We start from the raw sequence: 19,556 nt of genomic DNA on the forward strand, positions 1-19,556 counted from the left end.
AATATGTGTTGGGATATTTTTAGAAAAACCTTTCAAAGAGATATAGAGTTAGTCAAAAAAATCAACATTACAACCTATAATGCCACAGAAGGTGGAGCTAGGATAGAAGGAGCATTAGAAATTACCTTTAAAAAAGTTTGTGAAGAATTCTTAAAAAAAGAAAAACCTCGCTTTATTTTTCCAATAAAAAATCAAAAAAAACTGGAAAAACATATCATAAAAATGCATTTTACTATCAATAAACAATTAAATATTCTATCAAAATACCTACAACAAGGAAACAATCTTTTGTCTCAAATCAATAAAATTCTTGAAAGCAAATCAAGCAAAAACATCCTTTCACTAATTAAAAAAATCGATTCTTTTAAAATAAAAGTTTATAAAAATTCTTTTATTAAAAGTGAATTATTTGAACCATTATTTTTTCATCTTGAAAGCAATCTAGCTATTATTTATGCTAAATCTATCAATACAGAAGAAGAAAAATCCTTAAAAAATATAGAATGGCTAAAAGCAAATAAAGAGTGGCTTGAAAATTTTATTAGTTTTTTAACTATACAAAACGAAGCAATAAAAAAAGTTAATTTTAAAGCCCTTTAAAAGGGCTTTAACTACTGTAAAAGTTTTAATACATTTTGTTGTACAGCATTTGCCTGGCTCATAGCATAAGATCCACTTTGAGCTAGAATATTATATTTAGAAAAATTTGCACTCTCAGCAGCAAAGTCAACATCTCTTATGGTTGATTCAGCTGATTTAATATTTACTTGAGTTACACTGATATTATTAATCGTAGCTGTGATTTGATTTTGCACCGCACCAATATCAGCTCTAATATTATCAAGTGTAGTAATAGCACTATCAGCCAAATCCATTACAGCCATAGCACCCCTAAGAGTAGTTACACCAGCGCTTTTTGGAGTAGTTATATTTTCAGCAGTACTCATAGCATTAAAGCCCATAGCAGAAGCTATATCAGCCGAAATTTGACCTTTTACTGATTCTAAATTTACAGTAGCCTGTGCTGCAGAAGAACCATTTTGACCAAAACCTATTGTAGAACCTCCGGAAACTAAAATATCTCTACCATCGTTTTTAACCAAAGATAATCTTCCATAATTTACAGAAGCTACAACACCGCTTAAAGAAGTTCCCAAAGAACCACCTAATTCAATACCTCTACCATCAGCTGAATTTAAAATGAGTTTACCATCCACTACAGAAGCTTCAACACCAGTTGTATCTTTTTTAGCATTAATTGCAGCCACCAAAGCCCCATCTTTATCTCCTGGTTTAACATCAACCTGTCCGATAACAACACCATTAATAGAAAAATCTGCCCCAGTTTTACCAGCAGGCAAAGCCCCGCTTGATATAGTTTGAACCACAGCAGTTGCTCTAACACCAGTTTTATCAGCTACTTTATTAATCTCATCTGCTAAGGCACCAAGTCCAGTTCCAACACTAGTAGAAATTACTACTGATTGAAATTTATAGTCATTAACCCCATCATATGATTTTAAAACCAAATTAGAAGTGCCTGATGCAGTTACCCTTACACCTGTTTCAAAACGTGTATGACCTATTTTTCCTGATTGAGTTGGTCCTATGGTCGCATGGACAGTTTGATTAGACTGAGCACCGATTTGAAATTCTTGATTTACAAAATTCCCACTTAAAAGCTGTTTACCATTAAAAGCTGTAGTATTTGCTATATTATCAAGCTCTTCCATCAAACGATTGATTTCATTTTGTATCATCGTTCTAGTTTTTGTAGTTTGACCATCTTGGGCAGCTTGAGTAGCTTTTACCTTAATAGTGTCAAGTATTTTTAATTGTTCATCCATAGCTTTATCAGCTGTTTGTAAAATACCTATAGCATCGTTACCATTGTTAATAGCTTGACCTAAAGAAGCTGCTTGATTTCTCAAAGAATCCGCTATAGCCATACCAGAAGCATCATCAGCTGCAGAATTTATTCTCAAACCTGAACTAAGTCTTCCTAGAGATTTATCTAATTCTCTAGCTGTGATTACTGAATTTGCATGTGCATTCATTGCACCTATATTGGTGTTTATTCTAAAACCCATTTTAAATCCTTTCAAAATATTGCTTAACTTACTAAAAGCAAATACTGTTCCAAAAAATATAAAAATATTTTCATATAAAAATATAAAACTTTTTTTTTCATCTCCGATATAGTTTAAACGACAGCATGAGGGTGTCGAATATATTTAAAAGGATTTAAAATGGGATTTCGTATTAACACAAATGTAGCATCTTTAAATGCTCAAGTAAATGCAGGGTTAAATTCAAGAGCATTAGATAGCTCTTTAGCAAGACTTAGTTCAGGTTTGAGAATAAATTCTGCAGCTGATGATGCTTCTGGTCTAGCCATAGCAGATAGCTTAAAAACCCAAGCTAACTCTTTAGGTCAAGCTATTAACAATGCAAATGATGCAAACAGTATGCTTCAAATAGCTGATAAAGCTATGGATGAACAATTAAAAATACTTGACACTATTAAGGTAAAAGCTACTCAAGCTGCTCAAGATGGTCAAACAGCAAAAACAAGAGCTATGATTCAAGGTGAAATTAATAAACTCATGGAAGAGCTTGATAACATAGCAAACACCACTACCTATAATGGCAAGCAACTTTTAAGTGGTTCTTTTTCCAATGCACAATTTCAAATAGGCGATAAAGCAAATCAAACTGTAAATGCAACCATAGGTGCAACCAATTCAGGAAAAATTGGTCAAACGCGTTTTGAAACAGGCGCGAGAATAACAGCCGATAGTACTACAGGTTTTACAATTAAAAATTATGATGGTGTTAATGATTTTAAAGTTCAAGCTGTTGCTATTTCTTATAGTGCTGGAACTGGGCTTGGTGCTTTAGCAGCTGAGATTAACAAATCTTCAGACATTACAGGAGTTAGAGCTACAGCACATGTTCAAACCATATCAAGTGGGACCATAAAAGCAGGAACAACAGGAGAAGATTTTAAAATAAACGGTGTTGTTATTGGTAAAGTGGAAGTAAAAGATGGCGATAAAGATGGGGCTTTAGTTTCAGCAATTAATGCTAAAAAAGATACAACTGGTGTTGAAGCTTCTATAGTAAATGGCCAATTAGTTTTAAATTCAGCTGATGGTAGAGGCATCGTTCTTGATGGTGGTTTAGGAACTTCTTTAAGCGGTGTTGTAGCTTCTGTAAACTATGGAAGACTTTCTTTAGTTAAAAACGATGGTAGCGATATTATCATTTCAGGAACGAAAGTATCTGTACTTGGTATAGGTTCTGGTGCAACAACAGCTGAAGCTACAGTAAACTTAGAGTCAGTTAAGGGTCAAATTTCAGCTGACATTGCTTCTGCTATGGGCTTTAACGCTATGACAACGGCTGCTTTAGCTGGAAGTAAACAATCAGCCGGTGTGACTACACTTCAAGGCGCAATGGCTGTTATGGATATAGCTGATACTGCTATAGCAAATCTTGACACCATTAGAGCAAATATCGGTGCTACACAAAATCAAATTACATCAACTATTAACAACATTAGCGTAACTCAAGTTAATGTTAAAGCTGCTGAATCACAAATTAGAGATGTTGATTTTGCAAGCGAAAGCGCAAACTACTCTAAAGCTAACATCCTAGCTCAAAGTGGATCTTACGCTATGGCTCAAGCAAATGCGGCTTCTCAAAATGTATTAAGATTACTTCAGTAGTTAATTTACGATTTCCTAAGCTCACCTTTTGGTGGGCTTTTCTTCTTTTCTAAGCAAAAAATTTAACTTTTTTTTATACACTTTTACTAATTTTAATCCTCACAAGGAAAATAATGAAAAATTTAATCATAGTAGAATCACCTGCTAAAGCTAAAACCATAGGTAATTTTCTAGGCAAAGACTATGAAGTAATAGCCTCTAAAGGACATATTAGAGATTTACCTAAAACTAGCTTTGGTATAAAAATAGAAGATGAAAATTTTAAACCAGAATATAGAATTTCAAATGATCATTCAAGCTTAGTAAAAGAACTTAAAGAAAAAGCTAAAAAAGCCAAAACCATCTACCTTGCAACCGATGAGGATCGTGAGGGTGAAGCCATAGCTTATCATATAGCTAAAGCTATTAATAAAGATGAAAATTCCCTGCCACGCATAGTTTTTCATGAGATTACTAAAAGTGCTATAGAAAATGCTTTAAAAAATCCAAGATCCTTAAATGTAAATAGCGTCAATGCTCAACAAACCAGACGCTTGCTTGATCGCATAGTAGGCTATAAATTAAGTCCTTTACTCAATCAAAAAATTCAAAAAGGCCTAAGCGCAGGACGTGTGCAAAGTGCAGCTTTAAAAATCATCGTCGATAGAGAAAGAGAAATCAAAGCTTTTGTTCCTTTGAAATACTTTAGTATAGATATGATTTTTGAAAAAGACTTGCAAGCTGAATTAGTTGAGTTTCAAAATCAAAAGATAGAAAAACTAAGTCTAACTAATGAAGATAGAGCCAAACTCATCTTTGAAGCTTGTAAAAATGCTAACTTTAAAATAAAAGATATAGAAAGCAAAGATAGAAAAATAGCTCCACAAGCACCTTTTATGACCTCAACCCTACAACAAAGTGCGAGCAATCGCCTAGGTTTTAACCCTAAAAAAACCATGATGATTGCCCAAAAACTTTATGAGGGCGTAAAAACCCATCAAGGTATTATGGGTGTAATCACTTATATGAGAACTGATAGCTTAAACATCGCAAAAGAAGCCTTAGAAGAAGTAAGAAAACTCATCAAAAATGATTTTGGTAAAGAATACTTGCCAAGCAAGGCAAATATTTACACCACCAAAAGCAAAGGCGCTCAAGAAGCACACGAAGCTATAAGACCGACCAATCTTAGCTTTACTCCAAAGCTTGCAAGTGAATTTTTAGAAAAAGATGAAGCAAGATTATATACTTTAATATATAATCGCTTCCTAGCTTCACAGATGAATCCTGCCATCTCTCAAACTCAAAATGTCTATGCAAAATCAAATGAAGCAAGTTTTAAAATAAGTGGTAGAAAAATTTTATTTGATGGGCATTATAAAGTATATGGAGATATGGACAAAGATAAAATTTTACCTAATTTAAAACTAAAAGATACATTAAATATCCAAAATATAGAATTAAGCTCACATTTTACCGAGCCACCTTCAAGATACTCTGAAGCTGGACTTGTTAAAAAGTTAGAAAATCTTGGTATAGGACGCCCTTCTACTTATGCTCCAACCATCTCTTTACTTAGTGCAAGAGAATATGTGCATATAGATAAAAAGCAAATCATACCTAATGAAATAGCCTTTGTTGTGACAGAAGTTTTAGAGCAAAACTTTAGTGATATAGTAGATAGTGATTTTACTTCTAAAATGGAAGATAAACTTGACATCATTGCAGAAGGTAAAATGGACTGGCAAGAAGTTTTAAGAGAGTTTTATTTTCCTTTTATGAGAAAAATTGATGAAGGTAAAAAAAATATAAAAAGCCAAAAAACTTTTACAAAATTAGATGAAGCCTGCCCTGATTGTGGTGGTGAACTTGCTATAAGAAAAGGAAGATATGGAGAATTTATAGCTTGTTTAAATTTTCCAAAATGCAAATACTCAAGAAATTTAAAACAAGAAACACAAAATGAAGAAAAAAATGAGAAAAAACTCAATACCATAGGCGTAAAATGTCCAAGCTGCCAAGAAGGCGAGATCGTGGAGCGTTTTTCTAAGCGTGGTAAATTTTATGGTTGCAGCGCTTATCCAAAATGCAACTATATAAGCAAATACAAACCAAGTGAAGAAAAATGTAGCGAATGTGGTGAAACTTTGATCATCAAAGAACTTAAAAAAGGTATATTTTTAGAGTGCTTAAAATGCAAAATCAAAAAGGAAATTTAATGCAAATCATGCTTTGTGCTATATCTAATATAGCAAGTGGAGGGTGCGGGGAGGACTGCAAATACTGCACTCAAAGCGCTCATGTAAAAACCAATATCAATAAATACAAAAGAAAAGATATAAACCAAATCATCTTAGAAGCCAAAATAGCTAAGAAAAATGAAGCTTTGGGTTTTTGCTTGGTCACAGCAGGAGCTGGGCTTGATGATGAAAAACTTGAGTATGTGTGCAAAGTAGCTCATGCAGTGCAAAAAGAAGTAGAAGGGCTTTTACTTATAGCTTGTAATGGTATAGCAAATTTAGAACAACTCAAAGAATTAAAAAAAGCAGGAATTTTTTCTTACAATCACAATCTAGAAACTTCCAAAGAATTTTTTCCAAACATTTGCTCTACACATACTTGGGAGCAAAGATTTCAAACTAATCTTTATGCTAAAGAAGCAGGTTTAATGCTTTGCTGTGGTGGAATTTATGGTCTTGGAGAAAGCGAAGCTGATAGAAAAAGTTTTAGAGCAAGTTTAAAAGAGCTTGATCCTTTTTCCTCGCCTATTAATTTTTTCATACCAAATGAAAATTTAAAACTCAAACAAGATTTATTAAATACTGATGAGGCGTTAAATATCATCAAAGATACCAAAAAAGACTTACCAAATGCACATATCATGGTAGCAGGTGGTAGAGAAGTAGTGCTAAAAGAAAGACAATATGAAATTTTTGATGCAGGAGCTAGTGCTATAGTAGTGGGTGATTATCTTACAACTAAAGGCGAAGAACCTAGCAAAGACATACAAAAACTAAGACAAATGGGATTTAGCTTTGCTAGCTCATGCCATTGATGCTCAAGCTGCTACGGATTTAAAAATTTTATTAGTCGTAGCGGGATGTTTGCTAACTTCACCTTATATTGCTAAATTTTTAAAACTCCCACTTTCAGCCACTGAAATCATGCTTGGCTCTTTTATAGGATTTTTGGGTTTCATAGGAGAAAGTGAGAATTTTAAGCTTTTAGCTAATGCAGGATTTTATTATCTTATGTTTATAGCAGGCATGGAAATTAATCTTAAAACCTTTTTAAACACTGAAAGAAGCTTACTTAATAAAGCTTTTATCTACATCATACTTTTATATGCTTTTAGTGTTTTAGCAGTTGAAAGTATAGATATTTCTTATATTTTTGTCATTATTATACCTGTTATGAGTGTGGGTTTACTCTCGACACTCTATAGAGACTTTGGTAAAAACTGTGAATGGCTTAATGTATCCATGGTAGTAGCTACTTTAGCTGAAGTCGTAAGCATAGTTTTGCTTACCATAGCTGCGGCATTTTTGGGAAAAGGAGCCGATCTTTTCTCGCTCACTCAAAATTTATTATATTTAGTGGGATTTTTAGCACTTTGTATTTTTGGATTTAAATTTTTAGAAGTGCTGTTTTGGTGGTATCCACAGCTTAAAACCATACTCATGCCTTGGCAAGATCAAAACGAAAAAGATATAAGATTTTGCATGGCAATTTTCATAGCTATAGTTGCGATTATGATTTATTTTAAACTTGAAGTTGCACTTGGAGCTTTTATAGCAGGCTCATTTATAGCTACTTTTTTTGATCATAAAAAAGACTTAGAGCATAAACTTTCTAGTTTTGGTTATGGCTTTTTAATCCCTATATTTTTCATCTACATAGGCTCAAGCTTTAAGCTTCAAATGCTTTTAAACCCTCAAGTTTTGCTCATAGCTTTTTCGCTAACTGCCTTTATGATAGGACTAAGAATACTTTGTGCTATGACTTTTGTAAAAATACTTGGTTTGAAAAATACCTTTTTATTTGGCCTAAGCCATTCTATGCCACTAACCTTACTCATCGCAGTAGCTACGCTTTCTTATCAAACTAATATCATCACTCAAGATATATACTCAGGATTAGTGCTTACTGCTTTACTTGAAGCAATTTTGGCCATTAGCTTGATTAAATTTATCAATAATCTTAGTAGAAAATAACTCTACTAAGTATTTATATAAAACTGCTATACTTTTTTTATGAAAAATTTAGACACACTTTTAGAATTAGCCTTAAAAGCAGGTAAGGAAGCCTCAAAAGTATTGCTTGAATATAAAGACAAAAATACCTTGTGGCTTAAAGATGATGATTCTCCAGTAGGTTTAGCTGATATAAAATCTAATGAAGCTATTAGTGAGATTTTAGCTTCAAGCGATATAGCTATATGCTCTGAAGAAAATATACTTTCTTATGAAAAAAGAAAAAATTTAGAATATTTTTGGCTTATAGATCCACTTGATGGCACTAAATCTTATGCTAAAAAAGATAAAGAATATTGCGTTTTAATCGCATTAATCCACAAAAACACCCCTATACTTTCACTCATAGGTGATGTGGAAAATCATGCATTTTATTATGCACATATTCATACTAAAGTTTATAAAAATAATGAAATTTTAAATCTTAACTTAGCGCAATATGAAAAAGTTAAAAATATAGCCCTTTACTCTAAAAATCATGATAATAATGAAGATTTTTTCATTCAAAATCATCTTGAAGGCATTAAGGTTTCATCTGCTTTGAAATTTGTATATTTACTTGAAGCAAAAGCTGGAATTTACCCACGTTTTGGTGGCCCAAAAGCTTGGGATATAGCTGCGGGAGATTTTTTAGTCAACCAAAATGGTGGAATTTTATATGATTTTGATAAAAAGGCTTTAGATTACAATAGTCCTGATTTTAAACTTCCAAGTTTTATAGCTTTTGCTAAGAATGAATTTAAATTAAAAGGTTTTTAGTGAGATTTTTTTTAATATTTTTTTGTTTTTTAAGTGCTATTTATGCTAACTCTTTTGCGAATAAAAAAATCGTCAAATTGCAAAATAACGATGATTTTAACATCATCAATCTTGAGCAAAATATAAATTATGATAAACTCTCACACATTAACACCTTAGCTTTAGTGCCAAGCTATGAAAAAGAATATAATTTTTATTTTTCAAACTTAAAAATCGATGCTAAAACCATGGCAAAAGACACGCTAAAAGCATTAAGTGCTATTTTAAATGAGCAAAATAATTTTGCCTTGCTTAGTCAAAAAGAAAATCAAACTTATATTAATAGTCAAGATATCTTACAAAAAAATAAAAATTTCATCAATGCAAGTGAGTTTTTAGAATTTAATCGTTTTAAAAAGGCTGATTTTATTATTTTACTAGATTTAAAAAGCATTCAAGCAAGCCAACAAAATTTCTTGCTTTTTTCCAATTTTGAAGTCAAAGCTGACATAGAATACAAACTTTTTAATGCTAAAACAAAAAAACTAAAAGATCATAAAATTCTTACTATCAATACTCAATTTAGCACAAATGATAAAAAGAAATCTTACCAAGAATTAGTCCAAGAAATAGCTACAATTATTTATGAAGATATTAAAAATACTATATGATCACCACTTCTTCTTCTAAAATAATCCCAAATTCTTCAAAAACTCTTTTTTTAGCAAGCTCTATCAAAAATAAAGCATCATCAAAACTAGCGTGTTTTTTATTGATTAAAAAATTTGCATGTTCATTGCTAAACATCGCATCATTTTTACTAAAACCTTTAAGATTAACTGCCTCTATCAACCTTCCTGCATGATCATTTTTGGGATTTTTAAAAATAGAGCCAAAACTAGCACCTTTGGGTTGATTTTTTCTTGCATTTTTTAAAAGCTCATCTTTAACTGGGTCAAATCCATATTCTAAAAAAAACTTCGCGCTAAACATCACTTCTTTAATAGGATTAAATCTATAAGCAAAAGCGATGTTTTGTTTTAAAATTTCTTGATTAAAAGTGCAAATACTGATTAAGTTTTTGCTAATATCCTCATCTTTTAATCCTGCATTCATTTTTAAAATACCACCCAAAGTTCCTGGTATATTTCTTAAAAACTCAAAGCCTTTTAAGTTGTTTTCTTTAGCAAAATGATACATTTTAAAAGATTTCGCACTAGAACCTATCTCTAAAAACATACCTTTTTCATTTTGCTCTAAAATTTTAATATAATCAAAACTTTTCCCTAAAATTCCAAGTTTTTTAGGCTTTGGGGAAATTAAAAGATTATTTGCCCCGCCTATTAAAAAACCATCAAATTCACAAGGCTCTTCAAGCACTTGCACTTCAAAGCTCGCACCTATACGCACAGAAGAATACTTAGAAAAATCAATAATCATCGAATAAAACTTGGAATTTGATTTAAAATATTCGTTGTAAAATCTATCATAGAACTTATCATCCAAGGCATCAAAAATACTATCACCACGACAACAAGTAAAATTTTTGGCACAAAAGAGAGCGTAGCTTCATTAATTTGCGTTACAGCTTGAAAGATACTTATAATAAGCCCTGCGATAAGCCCTGCTAAAAGCATAGGTAAAGAAAGCATAAGTGTGATTTTAAAAGTTTGTACACCCAAGGCTACTAAAGTACTTTCCATATTTTCTCCTTAAAATTTAAATTCTATCAAGAATTTCTAAATTCTTCATACTCACTAGGTATAAGATAATCTTTGCTTTTTATTAATTTCTCATAAAATCCATGATTAAATCCAAGCTCAAAAAGCTTATCTATGGCATTGTATTGTTTATCATTCATATTTATAGAGTTTTTATTTGCGTATAAATTTAAATACACATCAAGTTTTTGCGCATCAACGCGTATTAAATTACGCTCTAAAAGCATAGAGGCTAAAATTTTTCTATTATTATCCGCTACTTCTACTGCTTTAATCAAATCTTTTTCAACCGCTATTGCATCATTAAGTGGTAAAGATCTTCTAAGTGCCATACCACCCAAAGGTAAAGGCAAATCATCTTTGGCTAATTCTTGCCAAATATCCCAAAGTTCAGCCTCAACACACAAACTAGAATCAAATTCTAAAATACTCTCATGTATAAGCACCCCTGCATCAACCTCATCTTCTAAAACAGCCTTTTCAATCTCTAAAAAATTCTTATAAATTATCCTAGCTTGTGGGTATTTTATACGAAAAATCAAAGCATTAGTAGTGTGCGCTCCACTCAAAGCAACTTTAAAATTTGGTTTTAATTTTTTATCTTTTTTCTTAATAAGCTTTGGTCCATAACCCTCGCCAAAACTCACAGCAGTTTTTAACAAAGCATATTCACTAGCTATTAAAGGATAAAGTGCAAAAGATATCGCACTAATATCGTATATATTTTGTAATGCAAGTTCATTTAAAGTTTGTATATCTAAAGCTGTATTTTCATACTCATAAGCATTCCCAACCCAACCAAATTTAATCGCCATATACATAAAAATATCATCAGCATCAGGAGAGTGTGCTACGCTAATTTTTTTATTCATTTTTTTCCTTGAAAAATTTAAAAAAGTATTTTAGCAAAATTCAAAATAAAAACTTATATTAAATTTCTTTTTGATACAATTTTAAACATATTATAAAAGGATTAACAAGCATGGATGATAATAAAAGAAAATCACTTGATGCAGCTTTAAAAAGTCTTGATAAAACCTTTGGAAAAGGCACTATCTTAAGACTTGGCGATAAAGAAGTTGAAAAGATTGATTCTATTCCTACAGGCTCAGTTGGGCTTGATTTAGCTTTGGGTATAGGCGGGGTTCCAAAAGGAAGAATTATAGAAATTTATGGACCTGAAAGCTCAGGTAAAACCACCCTTACCTTACACATCATAGCAGAATGTCAAAAAAAAGGTGGAGTTTGTGCATTTATCGATGCTGAACACGCGCTAGATGTAAGATATGCAAAAAATTTAGGTGTTGATACAGAAAATCTTTACATCTCTCAACCAGACTTTGGAGAACAAGCTTTAGAAATCGTTGAAACTATAGCAAGAAGTGGGGCTATTGATCTAATAGTAGTAGATAGCGTTGCTGCACTTACTCCAAAAGCAGAAATTGAAGGTGACATGGGAGATCAGCATGTAGGTCTTCAAGCAAGATTAATGAGCCAAGCTTTAAGAAAACTCACCGGTATTGTCCATAAAATGAACACTACTGTAATTTTCATTAACCAAATTCGTATGAAAATAGGCATGATGGGCTATGGTACACCTGAAACAACAACTGGTGGAAATGCATTAAAATTTTACGCTTCAGTGCGTTTGGATGTAAGAAAAACAGCCACTTTAAAACAAAATGATGAACCTATTGGAAACCGTGTTAAAGTAAAAGTAGCCAAAAATAAAGTAGCTCCTCCTTTTAAACAAGCTGAATTTGATGTGATGTTTGGCGAGGGTGTAAGTCGTGAAGGTGAGTTAATAGACTATGGTGTAAAACTTGACATCATTGATAAAAGTGGTGCGTGGTTTTCTTATAAAGCTTCTAAACTTGGCCAAGGTAGAGAAAATGCTAAAGCCTTTTTAAAAGAAAATCCAACTATTGCGGATGAAATCACTCAAGCTATACAAAACTCAATCGGTATAGATAGTATGATTTTGGGCGCTAAAGAAGACGATGAAGGAGAAGAATAATGTTGATTATTGAAGATTTAAGAGCTTTTGAAGTTTTAGATAGCAGAGGCAATCCTACCATTAAAGCTGAAATCATGTTAAGCGATGGTAGCGTGGGAAGCGCTATCGTTCCAAGTGGTGCAAGCACAGGAAAAAAAGAAGCTTTAGAATTAAGAGATAATGATGAAAGATTTGGTGGAAAAGGTGTTTTAAAAGCTATTGAAAATATCAATGGCACCATAGCTGAAAACATTATAGGACTTGATGCATTTAATCAAACCCAACTAGATAATACTCTTTTAGAGCTTGATGGGACAAAAAACTACTCTAACCTAGGAGCAAATGCAACTTTAGGAATTTCTATGGCAACAGCACGCGCTGCTGCTAATGCGCTAGGCGTGCCTTTATATCGCTACCTAGGTGGAGCAAATGCAAGCGTATTACCTGTGCCAATGTGTAATATCATCAATGGTGGTGCACATGCAAACAATAGCGTAGATTTTCAAGAATTTATGATTATGCCTTTTGGTTTTTCAAGCTTTAAAGAAGGGTTAAGATCAGTTTGTGAAATTTATGCAGTATTAAAAAAAGAATTAGCTAATCTAGGTCACTCTACTGCTTTAGGTGATGAGGGTGGTTTTGCGCCAAATTTAGCAAACAATACAGAACCTCTTGATCTTTTAATGACTTGTATTAAAAAAGCAGGCTATGAAAATAAAATCAAACTTGCACTAGATGTAGCAAGTAGTGAACTTTACAAAGATGGTAAATATCACTTAGAAGGTAAAGTTTTCTCAAGTGAAGACTTAATCGCACGTTATGAAGAATTATGTGCTAAATATCCAATTTTTAGCATCGAAGATGGTTTAGCTGAAGATGATTATGAAGGTTGGATTAAACTTACTCAAAAGCTTGGCAATAAAGTTCAACTTGTAGGTGATGATTTGTTTGTAACCAATGAAGATATTTTAAGAGAAGGTATTATGAAAAATATGGCAAATGCTGTATTGATTAAACCTAATCAAATCGGAACAATCACTCAAACCATGAGAACAGTAAGATTAGCTCATAGAAATAACTATAGATGTATTATGAGTCATAGAAGTGGCGAAAGCGAAGATGCTTTTATAGCTGATTTTGCAGTAGCGCTTAATACAGGACAAATCAAAACAGGAGCTTTAGCAAGAGGTGAAAGAACTGCTAAATATAATCGCTTATTAGAAATTGAACTTGATAGTGATGAGTATTTAGGAGATAAACTCTGAGTGATTTATTAAAAGAGTATGATGAGCATTCCAAAAAAAAGGAAGCTCGTCATCAACTCATCAAAACTATTGCTTTATCATTTATAGCTATTATTGTTGCAATGTATTTTGGTAATATGTTTTTTGGCAAATCTTCATTAGATGTGCTATTAACACTTAAAGAAGAGCAAAAAATTTTAGAAAAAAATATTATAGTCTTAAAAGCTAAAAATGCCCAAGCCCAAAAAGAATACTTGCAGCTTTTAAGACTTAAAGGAGAAAATTCGCATGAGAATTAATTTTTTTATACTGCTTTTATTATCTTGTGTACTTTTAAACGCAAAAGATAATCCTTTTGATAATAATATAGACCAACAAAACACCGAATTTGCCAAACTTAGTCCTTTTCAAAGACAAGATTTTAACTTTAATTCCAATGCGAGAATTTTAAAAAATATTACCATTACCTATATTAACCTTGATGGCTCTGAAGAACAAACTACTCTAGATATATACAAAAGTATTAATTGGCATGATACCTACTCATTTATAAAAACTAAAAGTCCAAATGCCACGCCTATACTTGATGTATCTGTAACCGTACCGCAAAAACAAGGAAATAAAAACTCAAAAACAGAAGAAAGCAATACTACTTTAAACATAGAAACACCTCTTTTTAGTGGAAATATTTATAATTTTATCTCCATTGGTTTTTACAACAATAAAATCAATATCAAAACCCAAGATAAAATACTAAGACATTTATCTATAGGAGATCCAACTAAAATTATTATAGATTTTGCCAAAAAACAAAATTTCAATACCAAAACACTACAGGTAAATACAGCAAAGGTCAGAAAAGTTGTATTTGGATCACATAAAGGGTATTATCGCTTGGTTATATATCTTGATGGAAAATACAGCTATCAATATTCACATAGTGAAAATTTACACACATTTAACTACCGCTAAGAGTTTTTAAACTCTTAAGCAAATCTATGATCATAAATAATCATTTGAAATCTTTGAGCTATCATTCTAGCTCTTTCTATGATAATACTTCTTGGCTCATTCTCAAAAACTTCCTGTAAGCTTTCATCAAATAAGTTAAGCCAAATATCAAAAAATTCTCTAGGAAATGGAGGTAATTCATGATGGGCTCTCAAAGGTGAACCACTATAACTTGGATCAGCTAAAAACATCCCCGCCCAAAAACTTGCTATTTTTTCTTTATGTTTTTTCCAACTCTCATCATCTGTACCAATTTTCTCATTAAAAATAGGCCCTAAATCTTTATCTACTCTAACTTTTGCATAAAAAACGTCCATAAGTTTTTTAATACCATCATGATTAATAGTTTCAAATTTCATGCTTTTCCTTAAAATATTTTTTACTTATTGTATTAAATTTATGGATTAAAAATATAAACAAAAGTCAATTTTTAGTATAATTTTAAAAATAAAGCTAAAGAAAAACTATGACTTATACCATTTTACCGCCTAATCAGTTCTTGGATGATTATGTTTTAAATGTGCAATTACATCAATTAGCAAATATCTCTAAAAACGCTTATAAATTTTGGAAAAATATTCAAGCAGCACGCTATCAAGGTACAAGAGTGGTATTTTTACACAAAAAAAGTGTTTTAAAAAAACACCAACATCTTATACAAAAATGTGAAAATTTAAGCGGCTATGTATTAGCAAGTGCCTTTTGCTCATTCACTACTTTAGCTCCATCTCATTTAGTAGAAAAAAATAATTCTCAAATTTATAAAATCTTAGATATAAAAGAAGTATGCGGGGTTAAATTTGTAAATTTAAAGGCATTTTACGATCTTTTAAAGCTAGATTATAATTATAATATTTATATCGAAAAATGCCATTTTTTTAGCCCCACTCCTTTGGAAAAGCGTATTAAAATCACTGAGAGTATGTGCGTTGGGTATTACTAATTAAAATAAAGCAAGTTGTGAGATAAAATGCCAATAATACACAGGTAAAAAATTAAGTTCTGAATTTTATCTTAAATAAATACTTTACTTATCGTTGAAAAACAAATTCATCATACTAACAAAAAACAAGCACTCAAATAATACACACCTTTAAACTCAAATGTTTTAGCATAAAGAGCATTAAAATAAAACAAGCAAGTTAAGAAAAAATCACACAAGCTTTCACTATACCTATTATCAAACAAAATTCTATTTAATATACAGCCAACTACGAGCACAACTATACCAAATATTTACATATAGGCTCGAATACTTAAGTAATTCTCTCTATCTTATAGCTATACCTTGACAAATTCTTACAAGTACTAAAATACTATACTTTCATAGCAAAAATATATAAACAAATATAAAATAGGGAAGTAGGTACGACATCAGGGATACTAATGATAAAATCATAAAAAAATTTAAAATCTCTCATTAAAGAAAGACCTAAAAATTTTATATCTTTTTACTAAGATTTTTACTCACTCTTAATCCATCTCATAAGTATCATCATCACTATAATCATCATCGTATTCATAATCATCATCATCATAATTATATGATCTTTGATTATTTGCATAAGTATCATCATCTATTTCATCATCGTAATTTTCAAATTCTTCATCATCATAAGCCATTATAAATCCTTTAAAATTTTTTAGTAGTATTTTAATATAAAAATATACATTTTGGTATAATTTTTCAAACTTTACTTAAGGAAAAATATGAATTTAACGCATTTAGATGAAAAAAATCATCCTAAAATGGTAGATGTAAGCCAAAAAGATATTACTCAAAGAAAAGCTTGTGCAAGTGGTAAAATATACATGAGTAAAGAAGCATTTGAAGCTATCATTAAAAACAAAGCTAAAAAAGGACCTGTTTTGCAAACTGCCATTACAGCAGCTATCATGGGAGCTAAGCAAACTTCAAATCTCATTCCAATGTGTCATCCTTTAATGATTTCAAAAGTACAAACTCATATAGAAGAAAATAAAGAAGAATACTCTTTTAAACTTTTCGTAACCGTACAATGTGAAGGAAAAACCGGAGTTGAAATGGAAAGCTTAACCGCTGTTAGCATTGGTCTTTTAACTATTTATGATATGATCAAAGCCATTGATAAAAGCATGCAAATTACTAATATAGCTTTAGAAAGTAAAGAAGGAGGAAAAAGTGGTAAATATCTGCGATCTTAAAAAAGAACCTATTATAAATTACCCTACTTTTTGGGATTATAAAGTCGTTTTTGAAGCTGAGATTGATGCTCTAGAAGTTTTTACTCAAATATTCAATGAAAGAGAATTTAAATATAAAGTCTCAAATACTAGTAAACAAGGCACATACAAAAGTTATCTTTTAAGTGTTTATGTTGATAGCAAGAGCGATCGTTTAAATATCTTCAATCAATTAAAAAGCAAAGCCAAATTTGTACTATAAAAAGGAAAAATTATGAAAAATTTAGTCATTATTTTTGAAAATTCTCTCCTAGCTTGTGAAAAAAATGAAATTCCAAACCTAATTGGAGATCTCGTTTTTAATTTAAGTTATAAAAAAATTAGTTTTGAAAATGCTAGCAATGAAGAACTTTTTGCAATCTTTTCTAAAGTATTGGAAAAACTTGAACTTATAAATGAAGAAAATATTTCCAAAATAATCCAAGGTATCATTAAAGCTAGAGTAGAAGAAGATAAAAAAACATTTTTTGTTTATATTAATGAACACAGTAAATTAAAAGCAAAAATTGAAGAGCAAAAAAATACCATTAAACACAAAATTTGTGATAATTTTTTTAACCTAGAAAAAACATTAAAGGGTTTAAATTTAAATGAATTTAATATAAGCATCAATGATGCTATGCTTTATGATATAGAAATACTAGGCCTTTTAAAAGAAACCGCAGAAAGCGCTTTTATAACAACTTTAGAAAAAGGTGAAAATATAGAACTTACTTCTTGTGAGATTGCTAAAAATTTAGTCTTTAATGCAATTTGCGAAGGAAGTTTTGAAAAAGAAAGGATTTTAAAAATTTCCCAAACAGTCTTAAATTCCGCCTTTGAACTTGCTAATGAATCAAAAGCTTTTGCGTATGATTTGTGTATAGGAAGTATTTATGGAACACAAGAGGGAATTTCTTTGGCAATTGAAAAATTTAAAACAAGTTTTGCATATAGTGCTTTAGAATATAATTTAAAAAATAAAGAAAAAGAGCTCGTAGATATAGAACAAGAATTCATACAATTACTCAAGCAATTATCAGCAGAATTAAACAATCCTGTAAAAGATATACTTAAAGATTTACTAGAAAATAAATTTGACACTTTATTTGCTAAATTTAAACGATTGATTCAAGAAAATAGAGAACAAATTCTTATTAAAATTAATGAAATTAAACAAAATCCAAAAATTGATGATTTTAGCAAGCTAGCACAAAGCAAACTTAATATTCTGACTAAAGAGTTAAATGATCTTGAAAAACTTGCTAGCTATAAATATAAAAGTTTAGATAAAAACAACGCAAAAGAATTAGGACTTCGACTTTGGGAGAAAGCTAAAAAATTAATAAAAAATTAATGATAACTAAGTTAGAATAAACTTCATTTTTTAAAACAAGGAGTTGATTTTGTTTTCAAATTTAAAAATAGGGACTAAAATAGTCGCGGTTATCATTGCAATTATAATCTTAGGGGTTGGGGTTTTAGCAAGCATAATTGCTATACAGTCTTCACAAATTTTACACACAGAAGCTGACAAACTACTCCAAACTAGTGCTTTTAGATATTCAAATATTGTAAGAGGAGCTACTGGAAGTGTATATTCTACTTTAATGGGGGCAGAAAATGCCATTGATAGTATTATTTCTAAACAAGAAACAATAGAAGAATATAGAATAAAAAACATACTAGAGGGTGCCTTAGATTCTAACAATTGGATAGCATATATCTATGTATATATTCTCGACACCTCAACATATACTAATATTAACCCCAAACTTCTAACGCAATCCAATAAGTTTTTAATGCTACTTCACGATACTACCTCAAAGAAGAAAGGAGGGGTTGAGTTAATACAAGCAGAAGATATTGTTTTAAATCAAAAAAGCATTGAAAATGCAATAAAACAAAAAAAAGAAACTATAGGAAGACCTCAAAAATTAACTATCAATAAAAAAGAAATTTTAACCTATAATATTGCCGTTCCTATAATACGCAATGGAAAAGTAGTTGGAATAATTGGGGCTTTAGGAGATTTAACACAACTACAGCAAGAACTTACAAATCCAGAGAGAAGTGTATTTAAAGATGATCAAAGATTACTAATAAGTGAAAATGGTTTAATTGTAGTAAGTCCTGCTACTAATTTTATAGGTAAAAATATCACTGAAGTCAATTCTCATCCTAGTGCCAACTTAATAATAAACTCACAAAAAACTAAAACTAATATGTTATTTGACTTCACACCAGCTTCCACTGGAAATGCAAATAGAGCGGCAATAGTAAATTTTAATGTATGGGACGATGCTGATGATTATTGGTCTATAGTTACTATGGCTCCTATAAGCTCAATACAAATGCCTATAACAAAATTTTTAGCAACTATAGCACTAACATCACTTTTTGTAATTTTCATCATTGCTTTTATAATATTTATCTATATAAATAAAGCGGTAAGTTCACGAATTGTTAATTTGCAAAAAAACTTATTACATTTTTTCAAATTTATAAACCATGAAACCAAAGACACAATACTAAGTGAAGATACTAAAAACAATGATGAATTAAACATCATGGCAAAAGCCATCAATGAAAATATTACTAGAACTAAAAATGCACTAGAACAAGATGCGAAAGCAGTAGAACAATCAGTAGATACAGCTAAAGAAATAGAAAGTGGTAAT

General features: G+C 30.8%; 21 protein-coding genes and 1 pseudogene. 16 read left to right on the top strand and 6 right to left on the bottom strand.

The genetic code is table 11. From position 1 onward, the window contains the following. A pseudogene (locus ACOTVC_RS07770) lies at positions 1-600 on the top strand (hypothetical protein); the annotation flags it as partial. Between the two features lie 11 nt (positions 601-611). Here ACOTVC_RS07770 and ACOTVC_RS07775 read toward each other — a convergent pair. Further along, complete coding sequence (locus tag ACOTVC_RS07775) at positions 612-2,090, bottom strand: flagellin B (protein ID WP_421628214.1); 1,479 nt, start codon at positions 2,088-2,090, stop codon at positions 612-614. A 159-nt stretch (positions 2,091-2,249) separates the two neighbouring features. Here ACOTVC_RS07775 and ACOTVC_RS07780 point away from each other — a divergent pair, with 159 nt between their 5' ends. The 6 genes from ACOTVC_RS07780 to ACOTVC_RS07805 all read left to right on the top strand — a co-directional run bounded on the left by ACOTVC_RS07780 (position 2,250) and on the right by ACOTVC_RS07805 (position 9,372). Beyond that, positions 2,250-3,731, top strand: coding sequence for a flagellin B (locus tag ACOTVC_RS07780; RefSeq protein WP_087685278.1), 1,482 nt, complete (start codon positions 2,250-2,252; stop codon positions 3,729-3,731). 110 nt (positions 3,732-3,841) lie between these two features. Beyond that, complete coding sequence (topA, locus tag ACOTVC_RS07785) at positions 3,842-5,929, top strand: type I DNA topoisomerase (RefSeq protein ID WP_421628227.1); 2,088 nt, start codon at positions 3,842-3,844, stop codon at positions 5,927-5,929. Next, positions 5,929-6,765, top strand: coding sequence for a biotin synthase (locus ACOTVC_RS07790; RefSeq protein ID WP_214098046.1), 837 nt, complete (start codon positions 5,929-5,931; stop codon positions 6,763-6,765). The genes topA and ACOTVC_RS07790 overlap by 1 nt, the downstream gene beginning before the upstream one ends. Continuing rightward, positions 6,746-7,924 carry a cation:proton antiporter gene (locus ACOTVC_RS07795; RefSeq protein ID WP_087685281.1) on the top strand — a complete coding sequence of 393 codons (1,179 nt, stop codon included), beginning with the start codon at positions 6,746-6,748 and terminating at the stop codon, positions 7,922-7,924. The genes ACOTVC_RS07790 and ACOTVC_RS07795 overlap by 20 nt, the downstream gene beginning before the upstream one ends. 39 nt (positions 7,925-7,963) lie before the next feature. After that, a complete protein-coding gene (locus tag ACOTVC_RS07800) occupies positions 7,964-8,722 on the top strand; it encodes a 3'(2'),5'-bisphosphate nucleotidase CysQ family protein (protein ID WP_214116510.1) in 759 nt (252 codons plus the stop codon). Then, entirely contained in the window at positions 8,722-9,372 is a 651-nt protein-coding gene (locus ACOTVC_RS07805; RefSeq protein WP_214099052.1) for a hypothetical protein, read from the top strand. The genes ACOTVC_RS07800 and ACOTVC_RS07805 overlap by 1 nt, the downstream gene beginning before the upstream one ends. Here ACOTVC_RS07805 and ACOTVC_RS07810 read toward each other — a convergent pair. From ACOTVC_RS07810 to ACOTVC_RS07820, 3 genes are read right to left on the bottom strand one after another with little or no spacing between them, the layout of a single operon-like run. Continuing rightward, on the bottom strand, positions 9,365-10,141 hold the full coding sequence (locus ACOTVC_RS07810) for a UDP-N-acetylmuramate dehydrogenase (protein ID WP_214099053.1): 777 nt from the start codon (positions 10,139-10,141) through the stop codon (positions 9,365-9,367). The two genes, ACOTVC_RS07805 and ACOTVC_RS07810, sit on opposite strands and share 8 nt — an antisense overlap. Beyond that, complete coding sequence (gene fliQ / locus ACOTVC_RS07815; protein WP_012660903.1) at positions 10,138-10,404, bottom strand: flagellar biosynthesis protein FliQ; 267 nt, start codon at positions 10,402-10,404, stop codon at positions 10,138-10,140. The genes ACOTVC_RS07810 and fliQ overlap by 4 nt, the downstream gene beginning before the upstream one ends. 26 nt (positions 10,405-10,430) lie before the next feature. Further along, a complete protein-coding gene (locus ACOTVC_RS07820) occupies positions 10,431-11,294 on the bottom strand; it encodes a menaquinone biosynthesis family protein (RefSeq protein WP_214099054.1) in 864 nt (287 codons plus the stop codon). Positions 11,295-11,404: 110 nt separating this feature from the next. On the opposite strand from ACOTVC_RS07820, the gene recA reads away from it, so the two are divergent. The 4 genes from recA (at position 11,405) to ACOTVC_RS07840 (ending at position 14,634) form a co-directional block, all read left to right on the top strand. Next, positions 11,405-12,439 carry a recombinase RecA gene (gene recA / locus ACOTVC_RS07825; RefSeq protein WP_039640601.1) on the top strand — a complete coding sequence of 345 codons (1,035 nt, stop codon included), beginning with the start codon at positions 11,405-11,407 and terminating at the stop codon, positions 12,437-12,439. Next, on the top strand, positions 12,439-13,683 hold the full coding sequence (eno, locus tag ACOTVC_RS07830) for a phosphopyruvate hydratase (protein WP_421628218.1): 1,245 nt from the start codon (positions 12,439-12,441) through the stop codon (positions 13,681-13,683). Before recA ends, eno begins: the two co-directional genes overlap by 1 nt. Before the next feature lie 101 nt (positions 13,684-13,784). After that, a complete protein-coding gene (locus tag ACOTVC_RS07835; RefSeq protein ID WP_421628220.1) occupies positions 13,785-13,961 on the top strand; it encodes a hypothetical protein in 177 nt (58 codons plus the stop codon). Then, on the top strand, positions 13,951-14,634 hold the full coding sequence (locus ACOTVC_RS07840) for an AMIN domain-containing protein (protein ID WP_421628221.1): 684 nt from the start codon (positions 13,951-13,953) through the stop codon (positions 14,632-14,634). The genes ACOTVC_RS07835 and ACOTVC_RS07840 overlap by 11 nt, the downstream gene beginning before the upstream one ends. A gap of 14 nt (positions 14,635-14,648) precedes the next feature. Here the strand turns inward: ACOTVC_RS07840 and ACOTVC_RS07845 are convergent, their stop codons facing one another. Further along, on the bottom strand, positions 14,649-15,032 hold the full coding sequence (locus tag ACOTVC_RS07845; RefSeq protein WP_039627775.1) for a group III truncated hemoglobin: 384 nt from the start codon (positions 15,030-15,032) through the stop codon (positions 14,649-14,651). 107 nt (positions 15,033-15,139) lie between these two features. On the opposite strand from ACOTVC_RS07845, the gene ACOTVC_RS07850 reads away from it, so the two are divergent. Beyond that, positions 15,140-15,616 (top strand): hypothetical protein, encoded by a 477-nt coding sequence (locus ACOTVC_RS07850; RefSeq protein ID WP_039617266.1) that lies wholly within the window; start codon positions 15,140-15,142, stop codon positions 15,614-15,616. Positions 15,617-16,146: 530 nt separating this feature from the next. On the opposite strand, the gene ACOTVC_RS07855 is transcribed toward ACOTVC_RS07850, so the two are convergent. Next, on the bottom strand, positions 16,147-16,296 hold the full coding sequence (locus tag ACOTVC_RS07855) for a highly acidic protein (protein ID WP_039640590.1): 150 nt from the start codon (positions 16,294-16,296) through the stop codon (positions 16,147-16,149). A gap of 87 nt (positions 16,297-16,383) precedes the next feature. Here ACOTVC_RS07855 and moaC point away from each other — a divergent pair, with 87 nt between their 5' ends. The 4 genes from moaC to ACOTVC_RS07875 all read left to right on the top strand — a co-directional run. Next, the gene (moaC, locus tag ACOTVC_RS07860) at positions 16,384-16,857 is read left to right on the top strand and encodes a cyclic pyranopterin monophosphate synthase MoaC (protein ID WP_214115548.1); all 474 of its coding nucleotides are present in this window, start codon (positions 16,384-16,386) and stop codon (positions 16,855-16,857) included. After that, on the top strand, positions 16,835-17,098 hold the full coding sequence (locus ACOTVC_RS07865) for a DUF493 family protein (RefSeq protein ID WP_087685290.1): 264 nt from the start codon (positions 16,835-16,837) through the stop codon (positions 17,096-17,098). The genes moaC and ACOTVC_RS07865 overlap by 23 nt, the downstream gene beginning before the upstream one ends. A gap of 12 nt (positions 17,099-17,110) precedes the next feature. Next, positions 17,111-18,232, top strand: a complete 1,122-nt coding sequence (locus ACOTVC_RS07870; RefSeq protein WP_421628224.1) for a hypothetical protein — start codon at positions 17,111-17,113, stop codon at positions 18,230-18,232. A gap of 49 nt (positions 18,233-18,281) precedes the next feature. Beyond that, positions 18,282-19,556 (top strand): hypothetical protein (locus ACOTVC_RS07875; RefSeq protein WP_421628226.1); only part of this gene is annotated, 1,275 nt, incomplete at its 3' end.

This window comes from Campylobacter sp. GB48, assembly GCF_049221845.1.
GTDB lineage: Bacteria > Campylobacterota > Campylobacteria > Campylobacterales > Campylobacteraceae > Campylobacter_D > Campylobacter_D lari_C.